Origin of the sequence: Asaia spathodeae NBRC 105894, from assembly GCF_025994195.1 — a bacterium.
Lineage (GTDB): Bacteria > Pseudomonadota > Alphaproteobacteria > Acetobacterales > Acetobacteraceae > Asaia > Asaia siamensis.
Genome location: NZ_BAPY01000019.1, coordinates 12,426 through 26,516, shown reverse-complemented (window position 1 = coordinate 26,516; position 14,091 = coordinate 12,426). Strand labels below are relative to the sequence as shown.

Sequence of the window (14,091 nt, the reverse complement as noted above, 5' to 3'; positions counted from 1 at the left end):
GATGGGAACCATGACCGAAACCAGACCCGACCCGCTCAAACCCTATCGCAAGGGTCCTTTCGCCGAGGATTGCGCCCCACGCCGTCTGCTCAGGCTGTTCTCAGGCAAATGGGTGACGATGGTGCTTCATGCACTGCATCTGATGGGCGGCGCCGCACGCCCCGGCAGCCTGCAACGCAACCTGCCCGGTATTTCAAAGAAAATGATGACCCAGACCCTGCGTGAATTGCAGGATCTGGGGATCATAGAGCGCGTGGTACTGCAAACCATGCCACCCGCAGTGGAATACAGACTGACAGCGCTTGGGCAGCGCTTCATCGAGCCGCTCGAAATGCTCTATTGCTGGGGCGAGGAAAACAGGGCGCTGCTCGATCAGCTTACGGAAAACTAGCGACCAGTCCTGTCGCGCAGATGGGCCGGGTAACGCTCACCCACAATGTCGATCCGCTCGAGGGCAGCCTCGATACGGGCGAGCGCTTCCGCTGACAGTTCCAGCGTCGCAGCGCCCAGATTCTCGGTCAGGCGCGCCTGTCTGGTGGTGCCCGGTATCGGTGCAATCCAGGGTTTACGCGACAGGAGCCAGGCCAGGGCAATCTGCGCCGGTGTGACTTTCAACTCGTTTGCCAGAGCTTTCAGCGCCTCGACAAGCGCCTGATTGGCCGAAACGGCCTCGGCTGCGAAACGCGGAACGATGCTGCGGAAATCATCCTTGCCGAAAACCGTTTCGGACGTGATGGCGCCTGTCAGAAAGCCCTTGCCGAGCGGACTGAACGGCACAAGGCCGATACCGAGCTCTTCGAGAAGCGGCAGAATCTCCTTTTCCGGCTCGCGCCACCACAAGGAATATTCACTCTGAAGCGCTGTAACGGGCTGTACGGCGTGAGCCTTTCGGATGGACGCAGCCCCCGCCTCGGACAGGCCGAAATGGCGGACCTTGCCTTCCCAGATCAGTTCCTTGACGGCCCCTGCCACCTCTTCCATCGGCACATCAGGGTCGACGCGATGCTGGTAAAACAGATCGATCGTATCGGAACGCAGGCGTTTCAGTGCATCTTCGGCCACCTGACGGATACGGGCGGGATGGCTGTCCACTCCCTGGGACACATCGCCATTCCTGAAGCCGAATTTGGTGGCGATGACGACATTCCTGCGAAAGGGCGCCAGGGCTTCGCCAAGCAGATCCTCATTCGTGAACGGACCATAGGCTTCTGCCGTGTCGAAAAAGGTCACGCCCTGCTCATAGGCGCTGCGCAGCAGGGCAATAGCCTCACCACGTTCGGTGGCAGGTCCATAGCCATAGCTCAGCCCCATGCAGCCAAGACCGAGGGCGGAAACCTCAAGACCGTTCTGTCCGAGAAGACGCTTCTTCATCTGCGCGCTCCTTTGCTCATGAATGGGAAAAATGTCAGGCTTACCGGCGATACTGGTCGTCGCTCACCTTCTCCATCCACTCGGTGGATTTGCCATCCAGCGTTTCGGTGATGGCAATATGGGTCATCGCGCAACTGGCAGACGCACCATGCCAGTGTTTCTCACCCGGTTCGAACCAGACAGAATCACCCGCCTGAACCTGCTCGACCGGTCCGCCATCGCGCTGCACCCAGCCAAGCCCTGACGTGATCAGAATGGTCTGGCCCAGAGGGTGGCTATGCCAGGCCGTGCGGGCGCCAGCTTCGAAGGTTACCGTGGCGCAGGCCAGAGCGCCGCTGCCTGCAAAAGGAGAATCAACACGCACGGTTCCGGTGAACCAGTCTGAAGACCCCTGCGCAGAAGGGGCGTAGCCTGGATGTCTGATTTCCATGAGGGAACTCCCTGTTCGGGTTGGAGACGCAACTGGAGCGTCCTGTCGACAGGGTGAAGAAGACCACAGACAGGCCCATGCGATTAGATGCTATAATATGCACGAACCTATATCGGGACTTCATGAATGCAACGCGACGAACTGGTCGATCTCAACGCCTTTCTGGCCGTAGCCGAAGAGCAGAGCTTTACCCGTGCCGCCGCCAGGCTGGGCACCTCACAATCGGCTCTGAGCCATACAGTCAGACGGCTTGAAACGCGCCTGGGCGTGCGCCTGCTGACGCGCACCACACGGCGCGTTTCGGCAACGGAAGCGGGAGAACGCCTGCTTCAGACCCTCGCCCCTGCCCTGAACAGCATCGCCGAGGAAATTGCCTCATTAAGCGAATTATCTGAAAAACCCTCGGGTACGGTGCGTATCACGACCTCAGAACATGCCGCCACCAGCCTGCTCTGGCCAAAGCTCAAGAGGCTTCTGCCTGCGCACCCCGATATCCATGTCGAATTATCGCTCGATTCCGGCCTGACCGATATCGTGGCCGATCGCTTCGATGCGGGTGTGAGACTGGAAGAAACCATTGCCCGCGACATGATTGCCGTTCCCATCGGGCCGCCCCTGCGTATGGCTGTCGTCGGGTCACCCGAGTATTTCGCCAGCAACCCGAAACCGCTGCGCCCTCAGGATCTGGCACAGCATCGCTGCATCAACCTGCGTATGCGCAGCTCGGGGGGGGTCTATGCGTGGGAACTCGAAAAAGGCCGGCGCGCCCTGCGTGTACGCGTTGAAGGCCAGTTGACCTTCAACAGCGCCTCCATGGTGCGTCAGGCAGCCCTGGACGGTTTCGGTCTGGCCTGCGTGATGGAAGACCAGATGAACGAGCACGTACAGGCGGGCCGATTGATCCGGGTGCTGGAGGACTGGTGTCCGCCCTTCCCCGGTTATCATCTCTACTATCCGAGCCGTCGCAATGCCTCTGCAGCCTTCAGGCTGGTCGTAGAAGCATTGCGTTATCGCGGCTGATTTTCCGGACCAGCGCGCGATGGGAGTGTGTTCAGTATTCCTGAGCTGTCGGACGGAACAGGATCTCGTTGATATCCACCGCTTCGGGCTGGCTCATTGCGAAAAGCACTGTCTCGGCAAATGACTCGGGCGGAATGGCCACCTGCTCGTAAAAGGCCTTCATACGCTGGGCTGTATCTGCATCGGTGACACTGCCGGTGAGTTCGGTGGCTACGGCACCGGGCGAAATGATGGTGGTGCGGATATTATAGGCCTTCACCTCCTGACGCAGCCCCTCCGACAGGACGCGCACGGCGGTTTTCGTTGCCGAATAGACAGCGCCCCCCGGCCCGACCTTGTGACCGGCGACGGAGGCGACATTGATGATATGACCACTCTTCTGGCGCTGCATCTGCGGCAGAACGGCGGCGATGCCATAAAGTGTGCCCTTGAGATTGATATCGATCATGGCATCCCAGGCAGCGATATCGCGCTTTTCAAGCGGCGATGACGGCATGAGCCCGGCATTGTTGATCAGCACATCGACACGACCATGAAGACTGACCGCCTGATCGACCAGCGCCTGCACCTGATCGGCCTGACTGACATCCGTCCTGACGAGTGCAGCGCGATCAAGACCCAGAGAGTCCGCCAGGGCCTCCAGCCGATCCATGCGGCGTGCCCCGATCACGATCTTTGCGCCTTCCTCAACCAGACGGCGCGCTACAGCCTCTCCAAGACCGCTGCTCGCCCCGGTAATGACAACAACTTTTCCGGCAATATTCTGGGTCATGATCAGGATTCCCTGCTATCTGTAAAAACCTGCCGTGCAATGGCGAGCGCAGAAGAGGCCGTGGGCCAGCCGGAATAAAAAGCGAGATGCGTGATGATTTCGATGATCTCATCCTGCGTGACCCCGGTATCCAGCGCCTTGCGCAGGTGAAACCCGAGCTCATTGCCGCGATAAAGCGCAATCAGACAGGTTACGGTCACCATGCAGCGTTCACGCGGCGTCAGACCTGGACGTGCCCAGACTTCATCAAACAGAACCTGATCGGTGTAGCGCGCCAGATCCGGTGCCACATCGCCAAAAGCCTTTTGAGCCGTATCGTTTTTCCCAGCCATGACCTGATCCTCCTCTTCCGTCCTGCACGGTCAACGAGAACCTAGATTGGCATGGCACGGCTTATTAGATCATGAATCCGGCATGGTCCTATGCGCGTCATTCATGAAACATTCGGGCAATGCGGGTGACTTGCGCGGCTTTGACCCGGGTGGTCCCGACGGCAGGAAGGCCGGAACTGGAAGCACAAGAAAAGACTGAGCGCATATCCTTGAGATGAATACGGCAGACCCAAAATTCATGGTGATCAGGCAGACATCCGGAACCTGCCGCAGCCTTGACCCATTCGCCTTGGCGCCAGACACACTGCTTTCGGCAGGTACTCGCGCTCCTGCTACGGGTCGTCCCTACCAGTATCGAGCCAGCGTCGTGTTGTCGCTACAAACATCATCGGGCCATGACCGGAGGCTGCACCGCGTACTCACCTCCAAGGGCATAGGCGTGTGGCGCCTTTCAGCCCGATTTCACGCTCCCCCTGGACTGTGTGTGCGACGCAGGGCGCCAGGACGGACACGCGCAGAGTTGATGTGTTCGCGCCAAGAGAATGAGATAGATCACACAGACAACGTCACATATTTGTCGGGTCTCTCATGTCGCAGCGTGCCACGATACAGGACATTGCCCGCCATTCAGGCGTCTCGACCGCAACCGTCGATCGGGTGATCAACGGGCGCGGTGGCGTAAAGCTCGCCAAGGAACGTGTCGTTCTGGAAACCGCCCGTCAGCTGGGCGATAGGCGCAGACTGATCGCGCCGCACGCCAGGCTCGCGCGTATCGCCGTTGTGACGCAGCCGCCGGGCAATCTTTTTCATGCCGCCCTGCAGGATTCCTTTCGCTCAATCATGCCCGCCTATCGCGAGCAGAATATCGCCTGTTTCGAGCATCATTCGCCTCTCGCGCATCCCGAGCGCTCAGCCGCTCTCATTCGCGCCCTCTCGCATAATTATGACGGGCTTGCTCTATGTCTGCCCGATCATCCGGCCATTCGACAGGCAGTCACGGAAGCGGGTCAGAAACTCCCGATTGTCACCATCGCCTCAGACATCACGTCACCAGGCAGACTGGCCTATATCGGTTCTGACAATTACCGGGCGGGACGCATCGCAGCCGACATGATGGGGCGTCTCCTTGGCCCGCGCACCGGGCGTGTCGCGCTGATTGCGGGCACCATGCATTATATCGGCCACCAGCAGCGTCACAGGGGCTTCATGGCAGCGCTTGATGAGCGTTATGCCGCGCTTTGTGCCACCCCTGCACGGGAGTGCCTTGAGAACGACGATCGTGCGGCTGATGCCGTCCATGCCCTGTTGCAGGAGCATCGGGATATCGTCGGAATCTACCACTTCTCCACAGGGGCAGACGCCATTGCACGCCTGCTCGAAAAACTCGCCCTTCCGGAGAGACTGGTTTTCATCACCCATGAACTGACCCTGCACCGCGCCAGCCTGCTCAAATCGGGTATGATCGATCTCGTGCTCGATCAGAATCCGCTGCTCGAAGCGCGCATGGCACTCTCGACGCTGTGCCATCATCTGGGGCGCAGCCCCGCCCCACTGGATGGTCCACTCATCCCGCTCTGCATGCATACACGCGAGACGATCTGAGTGAACCATCGACACAAGACGCTATTGGAGTGTGCTGCGTGAACGCCGTCCGCCTGATGACATCAGCCAGGCGGCGCGATAACCCGCAGGCGATGACCGTCGGGATCGCAGGCCAGAGGAAAAAGCCAGAATCGAGCACATAACCGACCCCGGCTTCTCCTCTCACCGGCGCGCCCATGGCCATGAGAGAGGCAATATCGCGATAGAGTGTTCGCGGGCTGATCTCGAGGGCTTTAGCAAGCGCTTTTGCTGTGACAGGCTGGCGATAGCCACGCAAGAGCTGAAGCAGGTCAAGCAGTCGGGAAGAACGCGTCATGACCGGACCTTGTCCGCAGAAGATGACAAAAGATGTAAACCTGTCTATCCAATGAGGATGGACGGATACTGCAAGAAAACTTTCACTATCCATGACAGGCGCTCGCGGCAATTCTCCCGGTTTAACGCTTTTGCCCGGTATTTCATTCTGTCCACCTTTTGTCCTGATCCGCAATGGCCGGTTTTACTGCTCCGTGCAGTCAGCCTGCGTCCGGTTTCCGTTGCAGGAAGATCCAGTCAGAAATACGAGCTGCAGCGCCTAGTCCAGGCCCCACATGGCGTGGGGATTCCTATTCACCATGCCCATAGATGACCGGGCTGAAGGAACCAGAGTTCATGCTTCTGAAAAAGACGACCCTTGCCCTTGCCTCAGCCATGACCCTTGTCTCCGCTGCCCATGCCCAGAGCGCAGCCCCTGATGCGGTCAGGGCAGAGGTGACGATGGCCCCGCATTACACGCTGAGCTGGCCAGCCGGGCTTGGGCCGGTCGATATCTATGCCGCACCTGCGCCCGATCAGAGCAAAATGACGCTCATCAGACACGACGTGACCGCCACATCACTCAGCCTTGCCTCTCCGCTGTCAGGCAGGAACAGGGCCTATTTCTATCTCAAGCCCCGCAAGGGCGGCGCCGGGCTCTGGGTGTCCAATCGTGTTCTTCCGCTCGAGGGTGTGGCCAATTTCCGCGATATGGGCGGCTACGAGACAACCGACCACCATCATGTGCGCTGGGATGTCTTCTATCGTTCCGCTGCCCCCAGTGGCCTGACACAGGCTGACTACGCCCTTGTCGATACGCTCGGCATCAAGAGCGTGACCGATCTGCGCACCCAGGCCGAGCAGGAAAAGCAGCCGACACATTGGGAGGGCACCTCCCCCGCCTTCTTCGCCTCTGAAAAACCGACCCTGCCCGCCGACATGACGGACCGGAGCCATCTTGCGACGATGGGCGAAGCCCAGGCGCGCGCATTGATGGAAGGCTTCTATGCGAAGATGCCTGATTACTACGCGCCCGAACTCAAGGCTCTTTTCGCGCGTCTGCTGGCGCATCAGACGCCGACTCTTACCCATTGCACGGCAGGCAAGGACCGCACGGGTTTCGCGTCCGCGATGATCCTCTATGCGCTCGGTGTGCCCGAGCAGACGATCCTCACAGATTATGCAATGAGCGGTGATCTGCTGCGCGCCCATATGACGCCAAGCTTCAAGGCGGCCATGGCTGACCAGAAGAATGGCGGGGCCATGGCCGCTTCGCCGTCCATGCGCGCCATGCTCGATTCCGATCCGGCCTATCTGAAGGCCGCTTTTGACTCGATCAAAAAGCAGTATGGATCGATCGATGCCTATCTGGCGCAGAAGCTCGATGTCGGACCGCAGCAACTGACGACCTTGCGTCGTCTCTATCTGGACTGATCGCTAAAGCGCGGGCTGAGACTCTCTCGGCCCGCCGCAGTTACGAAGCGCGAGGGCAAAAGGGCCGCAATGCCGGGAACGCTGGACAGAGCTGGCGTCGGAATCTCGGCCCTGAACGGCAGAGCCGAAAGCCACCCGACGAAACAGGACTATTGTAAAGCAGGCGCCGGGAACCGTGCTTAAAGAGCGCTATCCGCCTTGAATCGAAGGCGCGACACTGGAGGCCCTGTCAAAAAAAAGGGGAGAGCCCGAAAGCTCTCCCCTCTTCAGAAAAACCTGGTTTCGGAGCGCGTTCAGCCCTTCTGGGCAAGAACCGCATCACGGATACGCTGGCCGATCTTTTCATCGACGTTCGACCAGTATTCGAACACACGCGACAGGACTGGCTCTTCAACACCGCCAGCAATATGACCAGCAGCGTTCTGAACCAGACGTTCGCGGGCTGCGTCGTCCATGACACGATTGACCAGATCATTGGCCTGGCTGAAATCATTGTCATCGGGACGCAGCTTGTAAGCTGCACGAACGAACTCGCCATCGGCTGCCCAGACGGCATTCTCAGGGAAACGCTCGGAATCGGCGACCGGTCCACCCTTCGAGTTCGGCACATAGACCGGGTCGGAGGCGTTATGCGACCGCATGGTCCCGCCCTTGGTGTAAGAGTGAACCGGGCATTTCGGCGCGTTTACCGGGATTTGCTTGTAGTTCACACCCAGACGGGCGCGATGCGCGTCGGCGTAGGCAAAGGAACGTGCCAGCAGCATCTTGTCGGGTGAAAGACCCGTTCCCGGCACATGGTTGTTAGGCTCGAAAGCCACCTGCTCGATCTGCGCAAAGAAATCAGTCGGGTTACGGTCAAGCACGAGCTTGCCGACCTCGATCAGCGGGTATTCGCTCTGCGGCCAGACCTTGGTGAGATCAAACGGGTTGATGTGATAGGTCTTGGCATCTTCATACGGCATGATCTGCATCTTGAGCGTCCAGCTCGGATGCTCGCCGCGCTTGATGGCCTCGTACAGATCACGACGGTGATAATCGGCGTCGCTACCAGCCAGCTTGTCTGCCTGATCCTGCGTCAGGCACTTGATGCCCTGGTCGGTCTTGAAGTGGTACTTCACCCAGAAGCGCTCACCAGCCTCGTTGACCCACATATAGGTATGGCTCGAGAAGCCATCCATGTGACGCCAGCTGGCAGGAATACCGCGATCGCCCATGAGCCAGGTGACCTGATGGGCCGTTTCCGGGCTGAGCGTCCAGAAATCCCACTGCATGTCATTGTCACGCAGGCCATTATCCGCACGACGCTTCTGCGAGTGGATGAAATGCTGGAATTTCATCGGGTCACGCACGAAGAAGACGGGCGTGTTGTTGCCCACCATGTCGAAATTGCCCTCTTCGGTGTAGAATTTCACCGAAAAGCCGCGCGGGTCACGCCAGGTATCCGGGCTACCCGACTCACCGGCAACCGTCGAGAAACGCACAACCGTCTCGGTCTTCGCGCCTTTCTGAAGGAACTTCGCCTTGGTGTAGCGGCTCAGGTCATGCGTGACCTCGAAATGACCAAACGCGCCGCCGCCCTTTGCATGAGGCTGACGATCAGGGATCATCTCGCGATTGAAGGCGGCCATCTGCTCGATGAGATAGTGATCATGAAGCAGGATCGGACCGTCAGCGCCGACGCTCAGCGAATAGTCGGTGCTGGCGACAGGGGTGCCTGAATCGGTGGTGGCTTGTTTGGCACGAGTATCAGACATGGAGGCTCTCCGGTATAATCACGTGACACTATAAAGGCCCGCAACGAAGACGGTTCCCTGAGCCCTTTATCGGTATATTTTGAAAACCAGAGAGAAATTCGGATAAAACTTATAAGCAGTTGAGAATGAATCTCATCTCTTACTATTGCGGTAGAATTTTCTCCCGCGAGAGAAGCCCGAATACTTGTAAACGGAAATTAACCAACGCCTTGCAGCGCCGAAAGGTTCAATCGGATCTTTCAATGCCGTTCTCTCTCCTGCGACAGGCAAGGGCATCTCCCGTTCTTGTGAATACGACATAAGATGTCGTGCCGACCACCTGACAGAACCGCGCCGTATCACCGGAAAACCAGGATATGGATGACGAATAATGTCGGTAATTACCCTCGATCCCAATGACCCAGCTGCTCAATATGAGGATCAGCAGAAATACCTGATCAATGGCGGAACGCTTCAACTCGATACGAGCGCCGGTTTACTGGGTTTTGGCAAGACGTCCAACGCCTATGCGACTATCGGCCCGGAGGGGGGAACGATCGATGTCGATCTCGATTCTTCCATTTTCAGCGGTTTTTCCGGAAATTACGAATACAGTATCAATCTGCAGAATGTCCCGCCCGAAGAACTGATCATCAGCTATTCGCTCAATGCGCCCAATGTCAAAGCGACGATGAGCTATGATGGCACCATGACGACCGTTGCCCTGAAAGTGACCGGTGGCATTTTTCCCATAAAAAGCTCGATCACCGTCTACATCGTCATACCAGGCAATTCGAATGGTCTGAAGGTCGGGCAGAGTATCACGCTCGCCACCTCCAAGGGTGACGGCCAGATCCGTATCCTCTGCTATGCTGAGGGCACGTTCATCAAGACCCCCGCGGGGCAGATCCGTATCGAGGATCTGCAGGTCGGCGATATGGTGAGCGTCATGATTGATGGTCGGGAAACGGCTCACCCGCTCGTCTGGATCGGTTCGCGCAGGATCAGGATCGAGAATGATCAGGACCGCCTGGTCAGGGTGCGACGTGATGCTTTCGCACCACGCATCCCCTTCGAGGATCTGCTTGTCACACCCGAGCATAGTCTCGTTTTTGACAACTGCTTTGTCCCCTCCAGAATGCTCGTCAATAACGCCACGATCATCCAGGACGAGGCGCTTGAGGCGACGGTTTACCATCTGGCTCTGGAGCAGCACGGCATTCTCATTGCCAATGGCGCCCTTTCCGAAAGCTATCTGGACACTGGCAATCGATCGCTCTTTCAGGAAAAAGGCCGCTCTTCCATGACAATTGGCGCCCGGCGCAAGACATGGAGCACGGATGCCGCTCTGCCCCTCTGCACGGCACGCGAGTTTGTCGAGCCGCTTTACAAATCCCTGCTCATTCGCGCCCAAAGCCTGGGATATGCGATATCACGCCCCAATCTGACCACCACAAATGATCCCGCCCTGTGCCTTCTGGCTGATGACGGGACACTGATCAAACCGCGGCGGCAATCCGATAATCGTTATGTCTTCCTGATCGATCCTGGCACAACCCATGTCTGGATCCGCTCACGACACAGTCGTCCCTGCGATTATGTCGGGCCGTTCATGGATGATCGCCGGTCTTTGGGTGTGCTTGTCGCCAGCCTCTCTCTCTTTTCGTCATCAGGATTGATTGACGTGACCAGCTACCGGCAGGACCCGCTCCTGATGGGGTGGCATGGCTGCGAACATCCCCTCTATCGGTGGACAGATGGCCTTGCCGAACTCCCTCTGGAGGCTTTCGACCTGAAAAACCCTGCGCTGCTCGTGATCGAACTGGTGCTGAGCGGCCCCTATATCCTCAACCAGACGCAGGACACATCGCCCCACATCTCTCCTCTGGAGTTCGGGGAGAGGGAAGCCCTATTCCTGCAGTGACATCAGCAGAGCGGTGCGCAGGAACGCCTGATGACAATGGCCGGCAGCGTGGCACCTGTCATCAGGCATTCCGGCACCAGCGGATCACCTAGATCAGGCCGCTCAGTTGCAATGTGGATGATTGGGAAAGGCCTGTATGAGCGCGCGCCGACCTTCCGGAGAGATACGGGCAGTGGCGTCGATCAGGGTAAAACCGAATACAGAGATGAAATCATTCCACGCATTCTGCCAGCTTTTGAACTCCTGCTGGACCAGTTCGGGCGAAAAGCTCGCAGATTGAACGGCCTGGTCGAGCGCCGCGCGCCGAACACCAATCGTCATGAGCTGCTTCAGATATTGCGGCTTCTCTTCTTTCAGGACGGCTGCGAATTTGGCCTGATCAGCGCGAGGCAGGCTCGCAATCAGCCCGTTGATCGTCACGCGATGGTCGATACAGATCGGCGCGCGATTCTGAACGTACCGTATCCCCAGAAATGAGAGACAAAAAGCATTGAGCATGACCGATACGAGCAGAACAGCATAAGTTAGACCCGTCATACGGCGTGGCAGACTCACAGACCGCCTCCGCTCAATGCCGCGTTCAGCATCGCCATTGTCACCCCGTCAATTACGTGGTCCGGCCGCTCGAGCCCGAGCCAGATACCTCCGAGCCCGGATACCATACACAGACCCAGGGTTGCGTAACGCCATTCGATATGGCGCGCCACAAAACTGCGAACGACATCCAGGCGCTGCCATAATCGACTACCGCCCGTGTGTCTGGCACGTTTCCCGGCCTCGTTCGCCCTGATCGTATTCATGACACCCAAGGCAACGCGCCCTGCGGCCTCTGACACGGCCTGGTCATTGGTACGAAGACGCAGACCACGTTCAATGACCTCGTCGAGAAGACGCTCATCGGCGATCAGGCGTTGCGCTTCGGCGCTATGCTCGACAAACGCCCGTGCAGCAAGGCGCTCCTCTTCCGGCCAACGCTCGAAAGCTGCCCCGTAAGTGCCTGCCAGTGATGTGAAACGTTGAATGTCCATCATGAAGACCTGGGGTTCCATTTCGATCTCATTCCTAACATTTCTTTCCGAAGGCGTGAACGGCCTGAACTCAGGAGACGCTCTACCTTTTTTCTAGAGAGACCCATCAGTCGGGCCGCTTCGGTACCTGTACGCTCTTCTCCATAGACCAGAGTGATAGCCTCTCTCTGTTGCACAGGAATTCGATCCACCGCCACCGCCAACATGCTTTCCAGTTCCTTACGGGAAACAGTTTCTTCGGGGTTTTCGCTCTCATCAATAAGATCGAATGCTTCTGGCAGCGCCTCGCATTTCCGTTTGCGAGCGATATCGATGCAGGCATTCACCACGATACGATAAAGCCATGTCGAGAATTTTGATCGATCGCTCGTATAACTATCTGCGTTTTTCCAGAGCTTGATGAAAATATCCTGCGAGATTTCCTCTGCCATATCGACACTCCCCAGAGTGCGTGCAGCCACCCTGACCACAAACTGGCTGTAACGGGAGACGATATGACTGAACGCCTCCGGATCTCCTTCGCCAGACCATGCCATCAACAATTCATCTGATGCACTGGCATAGCTCTCTGCCTGCCTGCTCATTCAGAAAAATCCTGCGCTGTGCATTTTCAGTATCGTCGAAGCCGAGATCGTCATTTTCACCTGCATATCGCGGACAGGACGTCTCGTACTCAATCTGGGCAAAAGGCATCCTGTCCCGCAGCTGATACGTGTCCGCCGCATGAACTGGACGACATCTTGGCCGCAAATAACGGGAAGTTGAAGCGGAAATCGCCCTTCTGAAATCTTATTCAGAAGCGTGACGGACGGGGCTCGTTATTACCCGCGATGCATCCGAACCGCCTCCCCACTCCCGTTACCGCTATGCGTCCGGGTCAGGCTTATCCTTACGCAGTTGCCACCGAAGGATTAAACGCCTGGGCGAAATCGCGCAGGGCGCGGTCGCTGTCGCCCGCCTCTGCCCAACTTTCAAGACCGATTACCCCCCGATAACCAAGGCGGCGAAGTGCTCTGGCAATGGCAGGATAATTGATTTCACCTGTTCCGGGCTGACACCGCCCCGGCACATCAGCCACCTGGATTTCGCCGATGAACGGCAGGGCGCGTTCCAGCAGGGCAATCAGATTCCCCTCCCCGATCTGCGCATGATAAAGATCGAGCATCAGGCGCAGGGAGGGATGATCGACTGCCTGCACAAGGCTCAGGCAATCCTCCGCCCGGCCGAATGGCACATCGGGATGATCGACCGCCGCGTTGAGATTTTCGAGCACGAACATGACATCGTGCCTTTCTCCCAGGTCAGCCAGACGAGACAGGGTATCGCGGGCCTTCATCCACATGGCCCCGTCAGCTCCCCTGACGCAGGGTTTGACCGGCAGCCCCCCAGGCCCAAGCCCGGTGCCGTGCAAATTGAGCCGCGGCACGCCCAGATCCTTCGCCGCCCATATCGAGAGTTCTGCCGTGCGCAGCATCTCATGAGCGCCCGCGTCATCAGCGAGTGTCCCACTGACATAGCCCGTCATGGAGGAGAAAACAGCGCCGCTGGCGGCGAGACGCTTCAGATCATGACGCGTCCAGTCCCAAATCTCGACCAGAAATCCTTCTCTTGCGAGATGCCTCACCCGCTCGATGAAAGGCAGATCGAGAAACACCATCTCTGCACAGACGGCGAGAGAAAACTGATCCGACTGGCCCTCCGGCCCGGTTCCGGAACGCATGATGGCTTTCCTCCTGACGCAGAAACGCCTCTTACAACTCGCCGGTCAGGAACTGTGCGCGGCCATGACCGAAAGACCAGTGCGCGTCTTCATTCTCGACAACCGAAACCATGACATCAGACGGCACTATGCCGCAGTCACGTTCTAGGCGCTCGGTCAGACGGCGGTAGAAGGCAGCATTTTTGGCCTCACCGCGAGGTCTGCTGAACATCTGCAAGACCAGCATCCTGTCGGTTCTGGGGATATCGAGACCGGTATCCTCGACAATCATATGGGTCTTCCTGTGTTCCGAGACGATCTGGTAGCGATCCCCGCGAGGCACTTCGAATACTTCAAGCATGGCCTCATGGGCCGCATCGAGCATCGCCTTTATCTCGGCGTCACTGCGTCCCTCTACGACATGAAAATGCAGCAGCGGCATGATACTTCCT

Annotated in this window: 16 protein-coding genes; 5 read left to right on the top strand and 11 right to left on the bottom strand. The window is 58.0% G+C overall.

Annotation, left to right across the window (positions count from 1 at the left end; all coding sequences use genetic code 11):
• Window positions 1-10: 10 nt before the first annotated feature.
• Window positions 11-391, top strand: coding sequence for a winged helix-turn-helix transcriptional regulator (locus tag AA105894_RS08635; RefSeq protein ID WP_188425651.1), 381 nt, complete (start codon window positions 11-13; stop codon window positions 389-391).
• Here the strand turns inward: AA105894_RS08635 and AA105894_RS08630 are convergent.
• The gene (locus AA105894_RS08630) at window positions 388-1,371 is read right to left on the bottom strand and encodes an aldo/keto reductase (RefSeq protein ID WP_267311368.1); all 984 of its coding nucleotides are present in this window, start codon (window positions 1,369-1,371) and stop codon (window positions 388-390) included. The two genes, AA105894_RS08635 and AA105894_RS08630, sit on opposite strands and share 4 nt — an antisense overlap.
• A 40-nt stretch (window positions 1,372-1,411) precedes the next feature.
• Window positions 1,412-1,801 carry a (R)-mandelonitrile lyase gene (locus AA105894_RS08625; RefSeq protein WP_267311367.1) on the bottom strand — a complete coding sequence of 130 codons (390 nt, stop codon included), beginning with the start codon at window positions 1,799-1,801 and terminating at the stop codon, window positions 1,412-1,414.
• A gap of 126 nt (window positions 1,802-1,927) precedes the next feature.
• Between AA105894_RS08625 and AA105894_RS08620 the strand changes: the two genes are divergently transcribed.
• Complete coding sequence (locus tag AA105894_RS08620; protein ID WP_267311366.1) at window positions 1,928-2,821, top strand: LysR family transcriptional regulator; 894 nt, start codon at window positions 1,928-1,930, stop codon at window positions 2,819-2,821.
• 31 nt (window positions 2,822-2,852) lie between these two features.
• Here AA105894_RS08620 and AA105894_RS08615 read toward each other — a convergent pair whose 3' ends face one another.
• The gene (locus AA105894_RS08615; RefSeq protein ID WP_267311365.1) at window positions 2,853-3,593 is read right to left on the bottom strand and encodes an SDR family oxidoreductase; all 741 of its coding nucleotides are present in this window, start codon (window positions 3,591-3,593) and stop codon (window positions 2,853-2,855) included.
• A 2-nt stretch (window positions 3,594-3,595) separates the two neighbouring features.
• Window positions 3,596-3,925: a carboxymuconolactone decarboxylase family protein gene (locus AA105894_RS08610; RefSeq protein ID WP_188425646.1), complete on the bottom strand. Its 330-nt coding sequence runs from the start codon at window positions 3,923-3,925 to the stop codon at window positions 3,596-3,598.
• Between the two features lie 588 nt (window positions 3,926-4,513).
• On the opposite strand from AA105894_RS08610, the gene AA105894_RS08605 reads away from it, so the two are divergent.
• Window positions 4,514-5,527 carry a LacI family DNA-binding transcriptional regulator gene (locus tag AA105894_RS08605; RefSeq protein WP_267311364.1) on the top strand — a complete coding sequence of 338 codons (1,014 nt, stop codon included), beginning with the start codon at window positions 4,514-4,516 and terminating at the stop codon, window positions 5,525-5,527.
• Here the strand turns inward: AA105894_RS08605 and AA105894_RS08600 are convergent.
• The gene (locus AA105894_RS08600; protein ID WP_267311363.1) at window positions 5,490-5,843 is read right to left on the bottom strand and encodes a helix-turn-helix transcriptional regulator; all 354 of its coding nucleotides are present in this window, start codon (window positions 5,841-5,843) and stop codon (window positions 5,490-5,492) included. The genes AA105894_RS08605 and AA105894_RS08600 overlap by 38 nt on opposite strands.
• A 335-nt stretch (window positions 5,844-6,178) precedes the next feature.
• Here AA105894_RS08600 and AA105894_RS08595 point away from each other — a divergent pair, with 335 nt between their 5' ends.
• A complete protein-coding gene (locus tag AA105894_RS08595) occupies window positions 6,179-7,255 on the top strand; it encodes a tyrosine-protein phosphatase (protein WP_267311362.1) in 1,077 nt (358 codons plus the stop codon).
• Window positions 7,256-7,548: 293 nt separating this feature from the next.
• On the opposite strand, the gene AA105894_RS08590 is transcribed toward AA105894_RS08595, so the two are convergent.
• Window positions 7,549-9,009: a catalase gene (locus AA105894_RS08590; RefSeq protein ID WP_267311361.1), complete on the bottom strand. Its 1,461-nt coding sequence runs from the start codon at window positions 9,007-9,009 to the stop codon at window positions 7,549-7,551.
• Window positions 9,010-9,379: 370 nt separating this feature from the next.
• On the opposite strand from AA105894_RS08590, the gene AA105894_RS08585 reads away from it, so the two are divergent.
• Window positions 9,380-10,912 carry a Hint domain-containing protein gene (locus AA105894_RS08585; RefSeq protein WP_267311360.1) on the top strand — a complete coding sequence of 511 codons (1,533 nt, stop codon included), beginning with the start codon at window positions 9,380-9,382 and terminating at the stop codon, window positions 10,910-10,912.
• 102 nt (window positions 10,913-11,014) lie between these two features.
• On the opposite strand, the gene AA105894_RS08580 is transcribed toward AA105894_RS08585, so the two are convergent.
• From AA105894_RS08580 to AA105894_RS08560, 5 genes are all read right to left on the bottom strand, one after another.
• Entirely contained in the window at window positions 11,015-11,467 is a 453-nt protein-coding gene (locus AA105894_RS08580; RefSeq protein WP_267311359.1) for a hypothetical protein, read from the bottom strand.
• Window positions 11,464-11,943, bottom strand: a complete 480-nt coding sequence (locus AA105894_RS08575; protein ID WP_267311358.1) for a hypothetical protein — start codon at window positions 11,941-11,943, stop codon at window positions 11,464-11,466. The genes AA105894_RS08580 and AA105894_RS08575 overlap by 4 nt, the downstream gene beginning before the upstream one ends.
• Window positions 11,940-12,524 (bottom strand): sigma-70 family RNA polymerase sigma factor, encoded by a 585-nt coding sequence (locus AA105894_RS08570; RefSeq protein WP_267311357.1) that lies wholly within the window; start codon window positions 12,522-12,524, stop codon window positions 11,940-11,942. Before AA105894_RS08570 ends, AA105894_RS08575 begins: the two co-directional genes overlap by 4 nt.
• 305 nt (window positions 12,525-12,829) lie before the next feature.
• Window positions 12,830-13,660 (bottom strand): TIM barrel protein, encoded by an 831-nt coding sequence (locus tag AA105894_RS08565; RefSeq protein ID WP_267311356.1) that lies wholly within the window; start codon window positions 13,658-13,660, stop codon window positions 12,830-12,832.
• 31 nt (window positions 13,661-13,691) lie between these two features.
• Window positions 13,692-14,081, bottom strand: a complete 390-nt coding sequence (locus AA105894_RS08560; RefSeq protein WP_188425639.1) for a tautomerase family protein — start codon at window positions 14,079-14,081, stop codon at window positions 13,692-13,694.
• Window positions 14,082-14,091: the final 10 nt, after the last annotated feature.

What these genes read in the sequence shown, in the direction of transcription:
- AA105894_RS08605 (WP_267311364.1), top strand. Translation starts at nt 4,514, where the DNA reads ATGTCGCAGCGTGCCACGATACAGGACATTGCCCGCCATTCAGGCGTC.
- AA105894_RS08570 (WP_267311357.1), bottom strand. Translation starts at nt 12,524, where the DNA reads ATGAGCAGGCAGGCAGAGAGCTATGCCAGTGCATCAGATGAATTGTTG.
- AA105894_RS08615 (WP_267311365.1), bottom strand. Translation starts at nt 3,593, where the DNA reads ATGACCCAGAATATTGCCGGAAAAGTTGTTGTCATTACCGGGGCGAGC.
- AA105894_RS08565 (WP_267311356.1), bottom strand. Translation starts at nt 13,660, where the DNA reads ATGCGTTCCGGAACCGGGCCGGAGGGCCAGTCGGATCAGTTTTCTCTC.
- AA105894_RS08560 (WP_188425639.1), bottom strand. Translation starts at nt 14,081, where the DNA reads ATGCCGCTGCTGCATTTTCATGTCGTAGAGGGACGCAGTGACGCCGAG.
- AA105894_RS08575 (WP_267311358.1), bottom strand. Translation starts at nt 11,943, where the DNA reads ATGATGGACATTCAACGTTTCACATCACTGGCAGGCACTTACGGGGCA.
- AA105894_RS08600 (WP_267311363.1), bottom strand. Translation starts at nt 5,843, where the DNA reads ATGACGCGTTCTTCCCGACTGCTTGACCTGCTTCAGCTCTTGCGTGGC.
- AA105894_RS08630 (WP_267311368.1), bottom strand. Translation starts at nt 1,371, where the DNA reads ATGAAGAAGCGTCTTCTCGGACAGAACGGTCTTGAGGTTTCCGCCCTC.
- AA105894_RS08625 (WP_267311367.1), bottom strand. Translation starts at nt 1,801, where the DNA reads ATGGAAATCAGACATCCAGGCTACGCCCCTTCTGCGCAGGGGTCTTCA.
- AA105894_RS08620 (WP_267311366.1), top strand. Translation starts at nt 1,928, where the DNA reads ATGCAACGCGACGAACTGGTCGATCTCAACGCCTTTCTGGCCGTAGCC.
- AA105894_RS08635 (WP_188425651.1), top strand. Translation starts at nt 11, where the DNA reads ATGACCGAAACCAGACCCGACCCGCTCAAACCCTATCGCAAGGGTCCT.
- AA105894_RS08585 (WP_267311360.1), top strand. Translation starts at nt 9,380, where the DNA reads ATGTCGGTAATTACCCTCGATCCCAATGACCCAGCTGCTCAATATGAG.
- AA105894_RS08590 (WP_267311361.1), bottom strand. Translation starts at nt 9,009, where the DNA reads ATGTCTGATACTCGTGCCAAACAAGCCACCACCGATTCAGGCACCCCT.
- AA105894_RS08595 (WP_267311362.1), top strand. Translation starts at nt 6,179, where the DNA reads ATGCTTCTGAAAAAGACGACCCTTGCCCTTGCCTCAGCCATGACCCTT.
- AA105894_RS08610 (WP_188425646.1), bottom strand. Translation starts at nt 3,925, where the DNA reads ATGGCTGGGAAAAACGATACGGCTCAAAAGGCTTTTGGCGATGTGGCA.